This window comes from Tsuneonella sp. HG094 (assembly GCF_053819285.1).
The window spans coordinates 2,217,512-2,234,344 of the sequence record NZ_JBSORA010000001.1; the positions used below are offsets into that span (position 1 = coordinate 2,217,512).

General features: G+C 64.1%; 13 protein-coding genes and 2 pseudogenes. 7 read left to right on the forward strand and 8 right to left on the reverse strand.

What is annotated here, in order from left to right; translation table 11 throughout:
* Window positions 1–174: 174 nt before the first annotated feature.
* From ACWPMX_RS11105 to ACWPMX_RS11130, 6 genes and pseudogenes are all read left to right on the forward strand, one after another.
* A complete protein-coding gene (locus ACWPMX_RS11105; protein ID WP_455700065.1) occupies window positions 175–1,197 on the forward strand; it encodes a hypothetical protein in 1,023 nt (340 codons plus the stop codon).
* A 94-nt stretch (window positions 1,198–1,291) separates the two neighbouring features.
* Entirely contained in the window at window positions 1,292–3,535 is a 2,244-nt protein-coding gene (locus ACWPMX_RS11110) for a TonB-dependent receptor (protein WP_455700066.1), read from the forward strand.
* A gap of 47 nt (window positions 3,536–3,582) precedes the next feature.
* Entirely contained in the window at window positions 3,583–5,127 is a 1,545-nt protein-coding gene (locus ACWPMX_RS11115) for a carboxylesterase/lipase family protein (RefSeq protein ID WP_455700067.1), read from the forward strand.
* Window positions 5,128–5,186: 59 nt separating this feature from the next.
* Window positions 5,187–5,546: a hypothetical protein gene (locus ACWPMX_RS11120; protein WP_455700068.1), complete on the forward strand. Its 360-nt coding sequence runs from the start codon at window positions 5,187–5,189 to the stop codon at window positions 5,544–5,546.
* Between the two features lie 42 nt (window positions 5,547–5,588).
* A complete protein-coding gene (locus ACWPMX_RS11125) occupies window positions 5,589–7,583 on the forward strand; it encodes a TonB-dependent receptor (RefSeq protein WP_455700773.1) in 1,995 nt (664 codons plus the stop codon).
* Window positions 7,584–7,710: 127 nt separating this feature from the next.
* Window positions 7,711–7,869 (forward strand): annotated as a pseudogene (locus tag ACWPMX_RS11130) (CoA transferase); the annotation flags it as partial.
* Here ACWPMX_RS11130 and ACWPMX_RS11135 read toward each other — a convergent pair.
* Window positions 7,794–8,693: pseudogene (locus ACWPMX_RS11135) on the reverse strand (2-hydroxyacyl-CoA dehydratase). The pseudogenes ACWPMX_RS11130 and ACWPMX_RS11135 overlap by 76 nt on opposite strands.
* Window positions 8,694–8,886: 193 nt before the next feature.
* On the reverse strand, window positions 8,887–9,654 hold the full coding sequence (locus ACWPMX_RS11140) for a hypothetical protein (protein WP_455700069.1): 768 nt from the start codon (window positions 9,652–9,654) through the stop codon (window positions 8,887–8,889).
* Between the two features lie 377 nt (window positions 9,655–10,031).
* Between ACWPMX_RS11140 and ACWPMX_RS11145 the strand changes: the two genes are divergently transcribed.
* Window positions 10,032–10,244, forward strand: a complete 213-nt coding sequence (locus tag ACWPMX_RS11145) for a helix-turn-helix transcriptional regulator (RefSeq protein ID WP_455700070.1) — start codon at window positions 10,032–10,034, stop codon at window positions 10,242–10,244.
* An 8-nt stretch (window positions 10,245–10,252) separates the two neighbouring features.
* Here the strand turns inward: ACWPMX_RS11145 and ACWPMX_RS11150 are convergent, their stop codons facing one another.
* The 6 genes from ACWPMX_RS11150 to ACWPMX_RS11175 form a co-directional block, all read right to left on the reverse strand.
* The gene (locus ACWPMX_RS11150; protein ID WP_455700071.1) at window positions 10,253–11,545 is read right to left on the reverse strand and encodes a tyrosine-type recombinase/integrase; all 1,293 of its coding nucleotides are present in this window, start codon (window positions 11,543–11,545) and stop codon (window positions 10,253–10,255) included.
* A 251-nt stretch (window positions 11,546–11,796) separates the two neighbouring features.
* Window positions 11,797–13,047, reverse strand: a complete 1,251-nt coding sequence (locus tag ACWPMX_RS11155; protein ID WP_455700072.1) for an adenosylmethionine--8-amino-7-oxononanoate transaminase — start codon at window positions 13,045–13,047, stop codon at window positions 11,797–11,799.
* On the reverse strand, window positions 13,044–13,664 hold the full coding sequence (bioD, locus tag ACWPMX_RS11160) for a dethiobiotin synthase (protein ID WP_455700073.1): 621 nt from the start codon (window positions 13,662–13,664) through the stop codon (window positions 13,044–13,046). The genes ACWPMX_RS11155 and bioD overlap by 4 nt, the downstream gene beginning before the upstream one ends.
* A complete protein-coding gene (locus ACWPMX_RS11165; RefSeq protein ID WP_455700074.1) occupies window positions 13,661–14,782 on the reverse strand; it encodes an 8-amino-7-oxononanoate synthase in 1,122 nt (373 codons plus the stop codon). Before ACWPMX_RS11165 ends, bioD begins: the two co-directional genes overlap by 4 nt.
* Before the next feature lie 83 nt (window positions 14,783–14,865).
* Window positions 14,866–16,011 (reverse strand): acyl-CoA dehydrogenase family protein, encoded by a 1,146-nt coding sequence (locus tag ACWPMX_RS11170; protein WP_455700075.1) that lies wholly within the window; start codon window positions 16,009–16,011, stop codon window positions 14,866–14,868.
* A 22-nt stretch (window positions 16,012–16,033) separates the two neighbouring features.
* A complete protein-coding gene (locus tag ACWPMX_RS11175; RefSeq protein ID WP_455700076.1) occupies window positions 16,034–16,825 on the reverse strand; it encodes an enoyl-CoA hydratase/isomerase family protein in 792 nt (263 codons plus the stop codon).
* Window positions 16,826–16,833 lie beyond the last annotated feature (8 nt).

Below are 16,833 nucleotides of genomic sequence, written 5' to 3' on the forward strand. Positions count from 1 at the left end.
GAGAGATTGTTCGCGGACGTCAAAGCCTATGCCGAGGCGGGCAACAAGCAATCGGGCGGAGCAGGCGATCGATGGACCGCCGATTGGGTTGCGAGGCGCCTCGATGCGGCCGGGTTTTCTGTCGAGCGGCAATCGTTCAACGTGCCGTGGTTCGAAACCGAACGCTGCGAACTGGTGATCGACGATCTGCGGATTCCGCTCCTGGCGCAGCCGCTTGGGATTGAGACCGCCGATGACGGGATCGACGCGCCGCTGCGGCTCGCCGAGACGTCTGCGCGCCTCGACGGCGCGATCGCCGTGGTCCGGCTATCCCATCGCCGCTGGTCGAGTCTTATCGACCGGGCGGTGCGCGAGCCGCTTGCCGACGCGTTCACGCGCGGCGCGGCGGCCGTCATCCTCGTTACAACGGGGCCAAGCGGCGAAGCGCTTCTCCTCAATACTCCGGCCGATGCGCCGCTTTCCGACAAGCCGCTGGCTTTGCTTGCGCCGAAACGATCGGCGCCGGTCGTCGAGGCCGCGCGGCATGGCCGGTCAGCCAGATTGGTTCTTATGGGGCGCGGCGGGGTGCGTCCTGCCGACAATGTCGTGGGGCGGCGTGTTCGCGCGGGCCGCCCGTGGCTCGCTGTCTCGACACCGCGTTCGGGCTGGACCGATTGCGCAGGCGAGCGCGGTCCGGGAATCGCGATCTGGCTGGCGCTTGCCGACTGGATGCCGCGCATTTTTAGCGAGCATAGCCTGCTCTTCGTCTGCAACAGCGGGCATGAATATGAGAATCTGGGTGCCAGCCATATCATCGAGAAGGTCGGTCCGCCGCCGGCCGAGACCGATTTCTGGCTGCATCTCGGCGCCAACGTCGCGACCCGTGATTATCAGGAGATGCCAGGGCGCCTGCTGCCGCTGCCGAGCGCCGATCCCTATCGTTTTCTGATGACCTCGCCGGAGTTCGTGGAACGCGCGCGCGAGATTTTCAGGGGGCTGCCAGGTCTGGAAATGGCGTACCGATCCTCCGAAGGGACCGCGGGCGAGCTCTCGGAGGTCGTGCGAGCGGGATATCTCCGCCACGCCGGTATATTTGGCGCCCACCGGCATCATCACGCGCCTACCGATAATTTATCTGTGATCGAGCCGCCGCTACTTGCCGCTACGGCGCAAGCGGTTCGCGATCTTTTGGCTGCTCTCGCGCCGTCTCAGCACTGATCCCAGCTTTCCCATCGATCTTTCCGGCTTGACTCGCGCGTCCTGCTGCACAAAATTATCGATAATAAATACCAAAAGAGCGATGGGAGATTTTATGGGACGTCAGGCGCACCTTCTTTTCTGCACGGCTGCAATATGGGTGGTTGCCGCGGCCACGCCCGCATCGGCGCAGGAGGCGGCTCCCGAGGCGCTCCCGGCCGATACGGTGGAAGCGGGCGACGATGGAGCGATCGTCGTCACGGCGCGTCGCCGCGAGGAGCGCCTCGCCGATGTTCCGACCGCGGCGTCGGTCATCGATATCACGGCCTTGACCGATCGCGGCGGGGCGACGGGCAGCGGCGAGTTGCTTGCCGACCAGCCGAGCGTCCGCTTCAACAATCTCAATTCGTCGGTCACCTCGGAAATCTCGATCCGTGCTTCCTCGACCGCGCGCGCGACAAACGGTGATCCCAGCGTCGGGCTCTATCGCAACGGCGCCTATATCGCGGGCGGCCCGGTCGGCGGGCGCAACTTCACCCGCCTCGACTTGCTCGACATCGGTCGGGTCGAGGTGCTGCGCGGCACGCAAGGGGCTCTTTACGGTCGCAACGCGGTCGGCGGCGCGATCAATATCATCTCGGCCGAACCGGACTTGAATTTCGGTGGTTGGGTGAGCGCGCGCTACGGCTTCGAGAACAACAGCTTCCAGACGCAGGGCGCGGTCAACGTGTCGCTCGGAGACGGCATCGCGATGCGTCTCAGCGGCGACCTTGTCGAGCAGGACAAGGGTTTCTTCTACAATCCCGACAACGACGTCTATTTCGACCGGCAGAAGGGGCATGGCATTCGCGGGCAGATCCGCATCAAGCGCGGTCCGGTCGATGCCGTCATCATGGCGGAAACGCAGCGTCTTACGACGCCGACGATCCACTACCAGATTTTCATACCCGCCGGCACGCCGGGCTTTCCAGGCGGTTATATCCAGGATCGTTTCCGTTATCCGTGGAGCACCGCCCCGCGCGCATCGCAGGACGTCGACGGGCTGCAGGCGATCGTCCGCGTCGATCTCGGCGGCGCTGATCTCACTTCGACGACGTCGTTCCGCAAGCGGCATTCGGAATATGATCTCGACAATGACGCGATCAGCCCGGCCGAACTGGCCCGCGCCCGCGCCGCTGGCGAGGTCGGGGCGTTGACCCCGCTCGACCCGAGCACCGCTTCCTATGTCATTGATACGACCGACAATTTCTCGCAGGACATCCATGTCAGCGGTTCGAGCGACCGCTTGACCTGGCTGGTCGGAGCCGAAATGCTCCTGCTCGACAGCGATTTTTCGGTGGCGACGACTCGCAGGCCGACGCTAGCCAATCCATCGCCGGGCAACATCGCGCCTGCGCGGCTCCATTTCGAAAGCTATGCCGCCTACGGGTCGCTTGGGTTCGATCTGACCGACAGCCTCAATGTCACGGGCGAACTGCGTTATACGCGCGACAGCCGCAGCATCACGGCGCGGCTTTACGATCTCGGCACGGGTCTGCCGACCGGCGGCGCGGCGCGGGTCATTGACGACAGCATCGATGCCGACAATCTTTCCTATAACACGACGCTCTCATACAAGCTTGCGCGCGACATTCTCGTTTATGCCAAGGTCGGCAGCAGCTATCGCGCCGGTGGCTTCAATACGCGCCTTTCCGATCCCCGTGCGCCGAGCCCGGTGCAGGTGCTGTTCGGCAACGAAAACAGCACCAGCTATGAAGCCGGCGTAAAGGGCAGCCCGGTGCGCCGCGGTTATTTTGCGATCGCGGGCTATTACACCGATCTGTCGGACCTGATCGCGCAGGTCGACGATGGCTGCGCGCTCACCAATGCGGCGTGTCCGGTCGCCGCGGTTGCCTACCTCACCAACGCGGGCGATGCGAAGAGCTGGGGCATCGAGGCCGAATATAGCCAGGGCTTTGATATCGGCCAAGGCAATGGGCGTCTCGCGCTCAGCGGCTCGCGTCAGGGCGGCGAGGTCAAGAGCGGGCGCTATGATGGTCTCGATCTTGCGCAAGTGCCCGACTGGCTGGCGTCGGCCAACCTCAACCTCCGCTATCCGATAGCAAATGATGTGTCGCTCACCAGCAACATTCTCGTCAGCGGCCAATGGGGTGGAAAGCAGGAATTGACCGCGACCTCGGTCGATCTCGACGATTATGTCCTCGTCAACCTGCGCGTCGGGGTCGAGTTTGGAAAAGTCAGCATCAGCGCCTTTGCGAACAATCTGTTCGACAGGATCTATTATGTTGCTCAGGCGCCGACGATCAATCGCTACAGCCAGCCGCGCGTCATCGGGGTCGAGGGGCGTATCTCGTTCTAGCTCGTTCCCGGCGGACCATGCGCCGCCGGAAAGCGAAGGAGGCCGATATGCGGCACCTATCTGCGATAGCAATGGTCTGGGCGGCGATAGCGGCCTTGCCTGCGGCCGGCCAGACGGCGGCCGCCCCTCAGGTGAAGCTGGCTGCCGGAAAGCTCGCCGGTGCCAGCGAGGCAGGGATCGAGCGCTTCTTCAATATCCCGTTCGCCGCCGCACCGGTAGGCGCGCTGCGCTGGCGCGCTCCGCATGCCCCAGCGCGCTGGAAGGGAGTGCGCGACGCGTCGAAACTCGGGCCGGCCTGCCCGCAGACGGTGCGTCCTGCCCTTGTCGCCGGCGGCGTCGCCGACAACCAGTCCGAGGATTGCCTCCAGCTGAACATCTGGCGACCGGCAGGTGCGAAGAAACTTCCCGTCATGCTGTGGATTCATGGCGGTGCACATGTCGTGGGATCGGGCACCTTTCCCGCTTTCGACGGCTCGGCATTCGCGCGGCAAGGCGTCATACTCGTGACGATCAACTACCGTCTCGGTGCGCTCGGCTATTTCGCGCATCCAGCGCTTAACGCTGGGAAACCTCGCGGCGAAGCGCTTGCCAACTATGGCCTGATGGACCAGCTCGCCGCGCTGCGCTGGGTGCAAAAGAACATCGCGGCTTTCGGCGGCGATCCGGCTGAGGTCACGCTGTTCGGCGAATCCGCCGGCGCGATCGGCGTCACGACGATCCTCGCGCAGCCCGAGGCCAAGGGGCTCTTCGCGCGCGCGATCGTCCAGTCCGGAGTCGGCCTTCTCGATCCGGCCCCGCTCGCTCAGCAGGAGCGGTCGGGCCTTGCTCTGGCCGGCCGCGCCGGTGCGGAGGCGGACGCGACGCTGGCAGATTTGCGCGCGCTCCCCGCTGCCGCCCTTGTCGCGGCGGGCGAGGAGCGCGTTCCGGGGGCGATGCCCGGTCCGATCCTCGATGGAATGTTTGTTCGCGAGGCGCCCTGGCGCACCTTCGCGCGAAAAGAAATAATCGACGTGCCACTGCTCATCGGCGCGAACAGCAACGAGGCGAGCGTGATCCTCGCGATGGGCGTGCCACCTGCAATGGCGCTGACCTATCTTGGTTTCGATCCGTCCGCGGGCCGCGCGGCTTACGGCTCGGCGCTCGCCGACGACGAACTGGCCCGGCAGATCCTTGGCGATGCGTGGTTCGTCGCGCCGGCGCGCTGGCTCGCGGCCCGAACAGCAGGCGGGTCCCCCTCCTATCTCTATCATTTCGACTATGTCGCCGCCGCGCGCCGCGACCAGGCTAAGGGCGCCGCGCACGGCTCCGAAATCCCTTATCTCTTTGGCACGCTCGACTATTTCGCCTCGCTTGCGGGACCGGTCGATGATGAAGATCGCCGTTTCGGCGAGGCGATGTCGGCTTGCTGGGTCGCTTTTGCGAAAGGCGGCGCGCCGCGTTGTTCGCTCGTACCCGACTGGCCGCGATATTCCGAGGATGACGACCGGCTCGCGTGGCTCTCGCCGCGCTCCGCCGTCGCGCCGGGATTTCGCAAGGCGCAGCTGGATCATCTGCTCAAGGTTCATTTCGGGAATGCCGGCGCCACACCCTGACCGACCGGCCGCGCGGCCCTTTCGTTTCAACGATGTGCAACGAAGCTGGGAGAGAAGAGATGGCAGGACAATTGAAATGGATGGGCGTTGCCGCCGGAACGGCGGTGCTCGGCGCGGCCCCTTTCGCGGCGCAGGCTGGCTTTGGCGGGAGCGCCGGCGAAGGCAGTCGTCCGATGGTACAGTTGCCGCCAGCGGCGCCGGTGGCGTCCGGGGGCGTCGCAAAGGTCTCTGCGCCGGCCGCGGCGGCGAGCCTGACCGTCACGGTCGGGGGTTACACATATGACTGGACCGCCCTTCAGACTGCGATCGACGCCGATAGCGAAGTGCCGAACGGCTATTTCATCGTCGCAGACCTACAAGAAGCGACGCTCGGCCGCCTTGGCCGAGTGGCAAAACCTGTTCGCCTAGGCTGTTGGTAGGGAAGGGGGAACTGAGCGGCGTGGAGACCAGTTCGCATTAGACTGACAGCACCCTCGTTCGATCCCGGTTCGGAAAGCTCGGTCGGGGTGTTCGTCGACGACGTCTATCTCGGGCGCGCCAGCGGGTCCTTTGCGTCGTTGCGCGATGTCGAGCGAATCGAGGTGTTGCGCGGTCCCCAGGGCACGCTGTACGGCCGCAACATGATCGGCGGCGCGATCAATGTCATCACCAAGTCGCCGACGTCCAGTTTCGAAGGGCAGGTCGAGGCAGGGGTCAGCAATTACAATGGCTACAATGTCTTTGGCGCGGTCGGCGGCCCGCTGATCAGCAGCGGCACGGTCCAGTTTCGCGTCTCCGGGTGGCGCGATTATCGCGAAGGCTATCTCACCAATCTAACGACCGGCACGACCTTCCAGGGCATCGACAATACGGGCGGCCGTGCCAAGCTGGCCTTCGAGCCCAGCAATGCTGTGCGCATCGAACTGACCGCCGAATATACGACTGATGGCGACGAGGCGGCGTTTGCCGGCTTCAACCGCGGCAGCGGCCCGGTCGTCAATGCTATCACCCTGGTGCGAACCCCGGCCAACCCGGCAGCGATCTTCCTCAGTGCCCCGGGGCGGACGCCCATCGTCAATCCGGGCGGCAACAGCGGCTATATCTCCGTCGACCCCAGGCTCGACCGCGAAGCTCAAACCTATATCGCGCGCGGCGAGTTCGATCTCGGCTTCGCCTCGCTGACCTCGATCACCGGCTATCGCAAACTCGCCACCGACGAAGCGCGCGACCTTGAAGGCTCGTCGCGGAGCGTGCTCGACCAGCTCGGCCGCGAGCGTTCGAAGCAGTTCACCCAGGAGTTCCGCCTGGCGTCGAACCCCGACGGCGCGCTGTCGTTCGGCGGCGCGGTCGATTGGGTGGTCGGGGGCTTCTACTATCACGACAAGTCGCTGCGCATCGACACCTTCCAGCTCGGCATCGACAGCGCGGTCCGCGCGGCGGCCGGTACCCCGGCGACCGATGCTACGATCGCCGACTTCAAGTCGGACAGCTATGCGGCCTTCGGCCAGGCCACAGTGCATCTCGGCGAGAGTTTCGATGTCACCGTCGGCGCGCGATACACCCGCGATGAAAAGCGCGCGGTCCAGTCGGGGACGACGACCGACGCGGCCCCGCTGATCGCGGCGCCTTTCTCGGTGTCCAACAGCGCGGTCTACACCTCGTTCGATCCGCGTCTGGTCCTGACCTACAAGGTCTCGCCCGACGTCAATGTCTATGCCAGCTACTCGACGGGCTTTAAATCGGGCGGCTTCCAATATGTGCCCTTTGCCGCCTCGCAAGCCAATGTCCTGTTCGATCCCGAACAGATCAAGACTTACGAAATCGGCTTCAAGTCGGAATTCATGGATCGGCGGGTGCGCCTCAATCTCGCGGCGTTCTATTATGACTACACCGATTTGCAGGTGTCGCGCATCGTCGACCTCGGCGGCGGTGCCGCCGCATCGCTGATCGACAATGCCGCGACCTCGACAGTCAAGGGCATCGATGCCGAGCTGGTATTGCAACCGGGCGACAATTTCGACGTCAGCGTCGCCTATGGCTATCTCGACGCCAAATATGACACCTACACCACCAATGCGCCGGGGACGACGCCGACGCCGGCGCAAATCTATTCGGGCACCCGCCTCGTCCGCGCGCCAAAGCATACGCTCAACGTCGGGGCGGAATGGCGCCTGCCATTGGGCGTGGACTCGCAACTGATGCTGCGGGCCGACTATGCGCTGCTCAGCGACTTCTTCCACGAGCCCGGCGAGGCCAATCCGATATATGGCGGCGCATCGAGCCTGTCCGGCGAAGATGGCTACGGCCTGCTCGACCTTCGCGCGAGTGTCGATTTCGGCGCGTTCAAGGTGACCGGGTTCGTAACAAACGTCTTCAACACCGATTATCGGCGGACGGTGTTTGCGCTCGGTTCGACCGCCAGCGACTATCCCGGCCAGCCGCGCATCTTCGGTGCCAAGGTCGGCTATTCTTTCTAGGACCGGCCCTCTCCCGTACCGCTCGATCAGGCTGAGCCGCCCGGCCCCTCGGGTCTCATCGCACCCGCCGCCGCCTGTGTGGCGGCGGGAAATGCGCACGGGTGTCGGTCCCGCGCCATTCCGCGGGATGCTTCTGGCCGATCTCGGCGCCGAGGTGATCCGGATCGACCGCACCGGAAAATCGGGGCTCGGGATCGATTTCCCGACCCGCTACGATCTCCTCGGCCGTTCGAAACGATCTATCGCGACCGATCTCCAGAACCCGTCGGGCCTTGGCGTGGCCCGTGCGCTCGTCAGCCGCGCCGATATGCTCATCGAAGGCTTCCGTCCCGGCGTGATGGAGAACCCCGTGAAGAGATCTTCGTCGACGATGACCGTGCCGCAATCCTCGATCATGTCGAGAAGCTCGGGCCGCGGCGCATGGCAGAAATGGCCCGAGAGATGCAGTTTCACGAGGTTGGCCGGTGCCCGCAGGCCGGTCTCGAGCAAGGGCAGGAGCGCGTCGAGACGTTCGTTATGCGCCCCGACCTCCATGATCATGCTCGATTTCACCAATATCTGCATCTGGCGGCCGGTGAGCGCGACCTTGCCCGAGCGGCGGAGCGCATAGAGCTGCCGCAGCATGTCGCGGTTGTGCGACAGCTTGGTGTGCGCCACCTGCAGCTTGGTCTGCTTGCCGGCAATGATCGCCCAGTCCTCGCTCCAGTCGAACTGGAACGCTTCGCCAGAATGGAACACCAGCGGCACGAAGATACCGCGCCCGCTGGTCTGGGCATCACGCTGTCGGTCGGTCTTCCAGCTGCGCGCAAAGGCTGCAACACGGCCATAGGAACCATCGAAGCCCAAGGCGACGAGATCGGTGTGCATCTGCTTCACCGTGCGCCGCTGCTTGCGCGAGCGACCAGCCTCGATCCGCAACCAACCCGCCAGCTTCTCGGCAAACGGGTCCAGCTTGCTCGGCTGGTCGGGCTCCTTGAATCTGGGCTCAACCGCACCGCTGCGAAAGTACTTGCGGATCGTGTTGCGCGACAGTTCCGTGCGTCGCTAAATCTCCCGGATCGGCATCCCCTCACGAAAATGCCAACGCCGGATTACGCTCAATAACGCCATGTCGATCACTCCATCGTCCCCCCAGCCAATCCGCCAAGGGGAAGGTCAGAACATGGGTCACTTCTCAGCGGAAATTTATGCCCCTCCCGGGTCAACTCTCAACGGAAATCAACAAACCCTACCAAAGTCGGCGCGGACCGGTTGCTATCATCCGCGTTTCGACCGCGACTATGCAAAGCTTAGTCGTCCTCAATCAGTCGCTTGGCTCAACCGCTGTCTGGAGACCTCGGCCACGTGCTTCGACTGCTGCCTGAGCCAGGAAATCCTCGATGGCGGCAACGGAGTGTTGACGACATAGGTTGAGGGCTTCAACTTCCGTGAGGCAGTCGATCCCGTAGCCGAATTGGCTTTGCCAGAGGTCGTCAAGTGCTTGGCCATGCCGCTCCCATAGCACAATTCGGGTTGGGGGCTGCATTGAAATTTTGCGTGCATCCCGGCTCTCGGTCAGGGTCGTGATCGCGATGACCTCTCCGCCCCGTGCCTCGACGTAGCCGCGCAGGTTGGCGAGGGTGCCGCCTAGGCCGACGTGGTCGTCAACGAGCACATAGTTTGCACCCGGTTGCACCCGCCCTTCGAAGGTCGCCGGAGTGACCAGCCGCTGAAACGCCGGGGCGCGGGTATGGCCGACCTTGTTGGTCTGGACGATTTCACCGGCAACGACAGTGATGCCGAGTTCGTTGCCGAGCACTTGCGCCATTGCATCCGGGATCGCGTTAAAGCCCGTCAACTCGTCTGCCACGACCGGCAGGAGCAGCGTTGGCCGATGGTCAATGACGTCCCGGAGACGCGCAATTCCTTCATGTGACAGGAGATCGGAAGCCAGCATGAGGGCCGCCTCGGCATCCCCCGCCTTTGCGGCGGCGTAGCCCGGATGGTTATCACGTGTGCGGACATCTGTGTGGATCACTACATCGGGGAAATCGGGTAACCAGGGCAATCGGATCGGCAATGAGTTGCTCATCGCGTGAAGATGCCCTCAGCCGGGTCGAAAAGCCAGAACCCGATAGCGCGCAACAAGTTGAGCCGGCAATGTGCGCGATTCGCGCGCAACGACCGCCGATTCCGACGCAAATTCACGACGATCATGGCGGACATATGCATCGATGATCCGATTGGCGGCATATCTCTGGTTCGAGCCGCTTTCCGGGACCTCGCTATTCTTGTCGCGGCTCTTTGTCCCATGTCTTCCATTGCCTTGTCACGGCGTCCTTTTCCCAATCTATCCGACTGCATCCCATGTTGCGATGTACCATAAATGTTCTTGCGTTGGAGCGGCAAGCCGCCAATCTTTGCTCTCGGGAGGTTTCATCAACTGCCAACCAATGGAAGAAAGTCCCCATGAATTGCCCTGATCGTATCATCCGCCTGAAGACCGTTCTCGCCCGCACGGGCCTGTCCCGCTCGACACTCTATCGCAAGATCACCGAGGGTACATTTCCTCGGCAGTTGCCGATCAGTATCCACGGCGCGGGCTGGCACGAATCCGCCGTCAACCGCTGGATCGCCGATCCCGTGGGCTATCGCCCGAACGAGACCGAGCGTCGTCCATAGGTCATGGTTCAAGCCGCCTGCTCGCGCTTGGGGATGGGGACGACCTTGTCGCTGGCCTTCTTCGCACAATAGCTGGCCCAGGCTTCCATCAGCTTGCGGCGCTTGTCAAACAGGTCGCCGCGCCGGTAGGCGGCCTCGGCCTTGTTGCCGATGGTATGGGCCAGCGCCAATTCGCAGACCTCGTGCGGAAAGCCGGTGGTCTCCGATGCCCAGTCGCGGAAGGTCGAGCGGAAGCCGTGAACGGTGACCTCCGCCTTCATCCGGCGCAGCAGCATCGCCATCGCCATGGACGACAGCGGCTTCTTCGGTTTGGGGCCGGGGAACAGAAAACCCTCCGTTCCCTGCTCCCGCATTACTTCCACTATCTCCATCGCGCGGGGCGACAGCGGCACGCGATGCTCGCGCCCTGCCTTCATGCGCGCGGGCGGGATGATCCAGACCTTCTTCTCAAGGTCGATCTCATCCCACTGTGCGCCCAGCACTTCGCCGGAGCGCGCGGCGGTCAGGATGGTGAACTCCAGCGCCCGCGCAGCTACCGCGCTGCGTCCACGCAGGTCTGCCATGAAATCCGGCATGACGTCATAGGCCAATGCTGTGTGATGTCCGCGCGAAAGCCGTTGGCGCTTAGGCAGGAGTTGATCGAGATGCCCGCGCCAGCGCGCCGGATTCTCGCCCGCGCGGTGCCCCTTGGCCTTTGCCGCATCGAGCACATTTTCAATCCGTCCGCGCAGACGTTCGGCGGTCTCGGGCGTGCGTTTCCACAAGCCCTGCAGCACGTCGAGCACATCCTGCGTACCGATTGCGTTCACCGCCTTGCCGCGCATGGGCTTGGCGTATTTGGTGAGAGTCATCGTCCATTGCGCCGCGTGCTTGGCATTGCGCCAAGACGGCTTCATCGCCTCGACATAGGCATCGGCACATTCGCCGAATGTCGGAATACGCTCGTCCTTCGCGCGATCGGCCTTGGGATCACCGCCCGCTGCCAATATCTCGCGCAGCTTGCCTGCCTCCATCCGCGCATTGGCAAGCGACATATCGCGACCACTGCCCAGTCCAAGCTCGGTGCGCTTGCCGTTTCGCGCATACATGAAAATCCAGCGCCGTCGGCCGTGCGGATCGATAAACAAATACAGCCCACCACCGTCCGAATGGCGACCCGGCGTCTTCAGCTTCGCTGCCTGCGTCGCGCTCAGCTTGTTGAGGGCTCGCCCTGCCATGTGCACGTCTCCTGGCCCCACATTCGGTCCCATTAATGGTCCCACTTTATACGCAGGATGGAACGACATGTCGAGAGATGACATAAGACACGAAATCGTATCAAGATGTTGAACAATATATATTATATAACATTCCACGCGATGTCATATTTTACCACTGAATCCCGGCTTTGGCGGACTCCGTCTCCGCCACGCGCCGCTCCATTGAGGCGTTGGCGTTATCCTGTTCGCATGGTGCTTGCCGTCAGCCTGACGGGTCAAGCGAAGCCCCCCGCTCGGTTCCCAAGAGTGGCGCGATAATTCCGATTTCCGCTTTCGGCCGAGAAGCCGACACTTCAAAGTTGGGATATCGCCTCGGCAATGCCACCGTAAATCGCATCAAGGTCCGTGTCGTCGATGCAGTATGGCGGCATGACGTAGACGGTATTCCCAAGGGGACGGATCAGGAGGTCGTTCTCGCCGAAGAAGCGGAGCAGGCGTGGGCCGAAGTCCGAAAGGTACGCACCGGCGCCTGAACCAACCTCGAAAGCAGAAATGGTGCCGATCCGCCTTGGCTTACTGACCATCGGGTGATGCGCGATCTTGTCTAGCTGCACCTGCTGTCGCCCGGAAAGCGCTGCAATCCGTTCGAGCACCGGTTCCTCGCGCCAGATCGCGAGGTTGGCCGCCGCCGCGGCACACGCGATCGGATTGGCGGTGTAGCTGGACGAATGGAAGAACGTCTTCGCGCGATCCTTGCTCAGGTGCGCTTCGAAGATCGCCTCGCTGGCCATCGTTACGGCTAGGGGCAGCGAGCCGCCGGTGAGGCCCTTGGACAGGCACAGGATGTCCGGCACCACGTTCGCCTGCTCGCACGCCGTGAGCGTTCCGGTTCGCCCCCAAGCGGTCATCACCTCGTCGGCAATGAACAGGACTTCGTAACGCGCGGCAATTGCCGCGAGTTCTGCAAGAACCCATGGCGGGTAAATCAGCATCCCGCCCGCACCGAGGATGAGCGGCTCGACGATCAACGCGACGGGCTTGTCCCGGCACGCTGCCTCAAAGGCGTCGAGAGTCGCTTGCTCCCCGCCCGCCACGGGAAACGCAACAGTCGCGACATCGAACAGCAAGGGTTCGTAGGCGCGGTTGAAAACGCCGCGAGCGCCGACCGACATCGCTCCGATCGTGTCGCCGTGATAGCTGTGCTCCATCACCACGATGCAATGGCGCGGTTCGCCGCGATTGAGCCAGAAGCCGAGCGCCATCTTCAGCGCGACCTCGACACTGGTCGAACCGGAATCGGAGAAGAACACCCGGGTCAGACTGGCCGGCATGATCTCGCGGAGGCCTGCCGCGACGTCCTCGGCGGGTTGGTGGGTCCACCCGGCGAAGATGACCTGATCGAGCTTTCCCGCCTGCTCGGCGATGGCCCGCATGATGCGCGGATGGCGGTGGCCGTGGGTTGTGACCCACCATGACGAGATGGCGTCGATTACCCTTCGCCCGTCTCGGGTAAACAGCGCCGCGCCCTCGCCATGGGTGACCAGCGGCGTTGGCTCGCCGAGACCGTGCTGGGTAAATGGGTGCCAGATCGAAGAACCGCTCACACGAAAAGCCGCGTGTCGAAGTTCTCGTCGAAAGCCTTGGCCAGGTTCTCTCGGTCGAGCGTTTCAAGCCACGGCAATCGGCCCAGCCTGGACACTTTCCCGATGGCGCAGATCGTCGTTTCGCTGTCGTCCTGCGCTTCCCCTACGAAAGCCACCCCGAGGATCGGGACGCCTCGATTGCGAAGCACTTCGATCGTCAGCAGGCTGTGGTTGATGGTGCCGAGCGCGGTCCGCGCGACGATCACCACCGGTGCGCGCCAGCGCGCGAACAGGTCGGCGAACAACAGGTCCCGGGTCACGGGCACCAGGGCACCACCTGCACCCTCGACGACCAATGGCCCATGACCGGGGGGCAAGTCGAGGTGAGCAGGATCGATCATCACGCCGTCGAGTTCGGCAGCGCGATGCGGTGAGCAAGGCGTGGTAAGCCGATACGCTTCGGGGATGATCGGCTGCCCTCTGGCACCCGAAAGCGCTGCTACGCGCCCGGCGTCACCGCCATCGTCAAGTCCGGCTTGGATCGGCTTCCAGTAACGAGCCTTGAGGGCACCGGTCAGCGCCGCGGCGAAAACGGTCTTGCCGACGTCGGTGTCGGTCCCGGTGACGACGATCGTCACAGCACGGCCCCGAGCGTGCGCGCCAGGGCGTCGATCTCGTCATTGCTGGCGTTGAGGGTCAGCGAGATCCGCAGTCGCGATGTCCGCGCTGGCACGGTCGGTGGACGGATGCCGCGGACGTCGAAGCCGTTCGCCTGCAATGCGCCCGCCACGGCCATCGTGCGGGCATCGTCGCCGATCACCAGTGGCATGATCTGCGAACCGGTCGCCGCCACCCCGCACGCTGCAAGCACGCGCTCGGCATGCGCGATTCGCTGCCACAGTCCGTCGCGGCGTTCCGGCTCGTCGGCGAGGATGCGCAGCGCCTCGCCGACCGCCACCGCCATCAGGGGCGACGGAGCGGTCGAGAAGATGAAACTCCTTGCGCGATTGATCATGAAGTCACGCAGCGGCGCAGGACCGCATAGCAAGGCACCCTCGCAGCCCAACGCCTTGCCGCAGGTGTGCAAGGTTATGACGTTCGGACGACCATGGAGGCTTTCGCTGAGCCCCAGCCCCCGCGCGCCAAACACGCCGGTGGCGTGCGCCTCGTCGATCAGCAAGTTCGCATCGAACCGGTCGGCGATCGCGCTCAACTCGGCAAAGGGGGCGCAATCGCCATCCATGCTGTAGAGACTTTCGACGGCGAACCAGATCTGTCCGGTCCCGCCATCGCGGCGCCATGCTCCCGCAGCATCCGCAAAGGCCTGCGGATCGTTGTGGATTGCCGCGACAACTTCCGCTCGACCGAGCCGCATTCCGTCGTGCGCGCTCGCGTGGATCAACGCATCGTGGATGACGAGGTCACCGCGCTGCGGCAACGCGCCGAACGCGGCCAGGTTTGCGGCGAAGCCGTTGGCGAAGAACAACGCGGTTTCCGTCCCGAACACGGCTGCAGCCTGTGCTTCGAGGGCCTCGTGTTCCGCATCGTTGCCGCGAAGCAGCCTCGAACCGCCTGAACCGATGGGCACGCCGCGTGCGAGCGCACTCGCGACGGCATCGCGGAGGCGCTCGGACTGCGCCAATGCAAGATAGTCGTTCGACGCAAAGTCGATGCCTTCGCGTGGTCTCAAGCTTCTAAGACGGTCTGCCTTGCGAAGTCGATCGAGATCATCGCTTTGTGCTTTCAGGGCGCGCATGGATGGCGACATAGGGGAGGCAGACGAGCAGGCGACTTGAAAATTCTTGCTCGGAGCGTGGCTCGGCTTGCTCGCGAGCGTCGTCATTGGCGCAGCATGTCGCGGCCGACGATCATGCGCATGACCTGGTTGGTGCCCTCGAGGATCGAGTGGACCCTGAGGTCGCGCCAGAAGCGTTCGATCGGATAGTCGCGCAGGTAGCCGTAGCCGCCGAACAGTTGCAGCGCGTCGTTGACGATCTTGCTGCCCGAGTCGGTCGCCAACCGCTTCGCCATTGCCGAGAAGCGCGTCTTGTCGGGCGCTCCGTCGGTCACCTTGGCGGCGGCCAGATAGAGCAGCGCGCGCGCAGCCTCGAGGTCTGTCGCCATGTCGGCGAGCATGAACTGGGTGTTCTGGAAGTCGGCGATCGGCTGGCCGAACTGCTGGCGTTCCTTGGTGTACTTGACCGCCTCGTCGAGGCACCGCTGCGCGCCGCCGAGGCTGCACGCACCGATGTTGAGGCGGCCACCGTCGAGACCCGCCATCGCGAAGCGGAAGCCTTCACCCTCGGCCCCGACGCGGTTGGCGACCGGCACCCGGCAGTCCTCGAAGATGAGTTGCGCGGTGGGCGATGCGTTCCAGCCGAGCTTCTTCTCGGGCGCACCGTGACTGAGACCCGGTGTGCCCTTCTCGACGACGAGGCAGGTGATGCCCTTGCTCTTGTCGTCGCTCGTGCGGACCATGACGACATAGATGTCGTTGAAACCGCTGCCCGAGATGAACTGCTTGGTGCCATTGACGACGTAGTGGTCGCCGTCCAGACGCGCGGTGGTCTTGAGCGCGGCCGCGTCCGAGCCCGAGCCGGGCTCGGTCAGGGCGTAGCTCGCGATATGCTCCATGCTCACGAGCCTGGGCAGGAACTTCGCCTTCACCTCGTCGCCGCCGAAGCGATCGATCATCCAGCTCGCCATGTTATGGATCGAGACGTAGGCGCTGGTCGCGGGGCAGCCGTAGGCCATCGCTTCCATGATCAGCGCCGCCTCGAGCCGGCCGAGCGCGATGCCGCCCGAATCTTCGGACACATAGATTGCGCCGAAGCCAAGCTCGCCCGCCGCCTGCACCACGTCACGCGGGAAGTGGTGCTCCTCGTCCCACTGCGCGGCGAAGGGCGTGATGCGGTCGGCGGTGAACTTCCTCGCCATGTCCTGGATGGCGAGCTGGTCTTCGGTGAGCTGAAACTGGCCTGTCATGCGCAAAATTCTCTCGAACGGACTAGATTTTCGCGGGCTGGACGGTCGCTGCGGGAAAGTCGGGCGTCCTGCGTTCGGCGAAGGCAGTGATGCCCTCGGCCGCCTCGCCCCCGCGCGCCGCAACGGCAATTCGCTCCGCCTCGCGGACAAGCTGGCCCTCGAGCGAGGTGCTATAGCTCGTCTGCAAGAGTGCCCGCGCACCCCCAAGCGCCCGGGTCGGCCCAATGGCGAGCCGACAGGCCAGCGCCTGGCCTTCGACCGTCAGATCGTCGACTTCGACGACTTGCGAGACAAGGCCGATCTCGATCGCCCTATCTGCCGTTACCCTCTCACCGGTCATGAGCAGGCGTTGGGCCTCCCGCAACCCGACGAGCCGCGGGAGCAGCCAGCTCATGCCGCCGTCAGGCGTCAGTCCCACTGCGCCGTAGGCGGTAGTAAACGTGGCACTCCTCGAAGCGAGGACAATGTCGCCCATGATCGCCAGGCTCATGCCGGCGCCCGCAGCCGGTCCGTTGACAAGGGTCACCAGGGGCTTCTGCATCGTCATGAGGAGGACGATCGCTTCATGAAGGCGTTCGGCCAGTGCGCCGACGTACGCACCGCGGTCGGCTGCTCCGCGCATGGCCGACAGGTCGCCGCCGACACAGAATAGCCGGCCTGCGCCCGTCAACATGACGCACCGGATGCTCTCGTCTGCGTGGCAGGTACGCGCAGCCACGAACAAGGCGTCGGCGACGCTCATGTCGATCGCATTTCCGGCGGCGGGCCGGTCGAGCAGGATCGTGGCTATCGCGCCGTCAACAGTGAAGGTCACGCCGCTGC

Excerpts from the sequence above, each read along its gene's own strand:
- ACWPMX_RS11110 (WP_455700066.1), top strand. The coding sequence starts at position 1,292 with ATGGGACGTCAGGCGCACCTTCTTTTCTGCACGGCTGCAATATGGGTG.
- ACWPMX_RS11115 (WP_455700067.1), top strand. The coding sequence starts at position 3,583 with ATGCGGCACCTATCTGCGATAGCAATGGTCTGGGCGGCGATAGCGGCC.
- ACWPMX_RS11120 (WP_455700068.1), top strand. The coding sequence starts at position 5,187 with ATGGCAGGACAATTGAAATGGATGGGCGTTGCCGCCGGAACGGCGGTG.
- ACWPMX_RS11140 (WP_455700069.1), bottom strand. The coding sequence starts at position 9,654 with ATGAGCAACTCATTGCCGATCCGATTGCCCTGGTTACCCGATTTCCCC.
- ACWPMX_RS11145 (WP_455700070.1), top strand. The coding sequence starts at position 10,032 with ATGAATTGCCCTGATCGTATCATCCGCCTGAAGACCGTTCTCGCCCGC.
- ACWPMX_RS11150 (WP_455700071.1), bottom strand. The coding sequence starts at position 11,545 with ATGTCATCTCTCGACATGTCGTTCCATCCTGCGTATAAAGTGGGACCA.
- ACWPMX_RS11165 (WP_455700074.1), bottom strand. The coding sequence starts at position 14,782 with ATGCGCGCCCTGAAAGCACAAAGCGATGATCTCGATCGACTTCGCAAG.
- ACWPMX_RS11170 (WP_455700075.1), bottom strand. The coding sequence starts at position 16,011 with ATGACAGGCCAGTTTCAGCTCACCGAAGACCAGCTCGCCATCCAGGAC.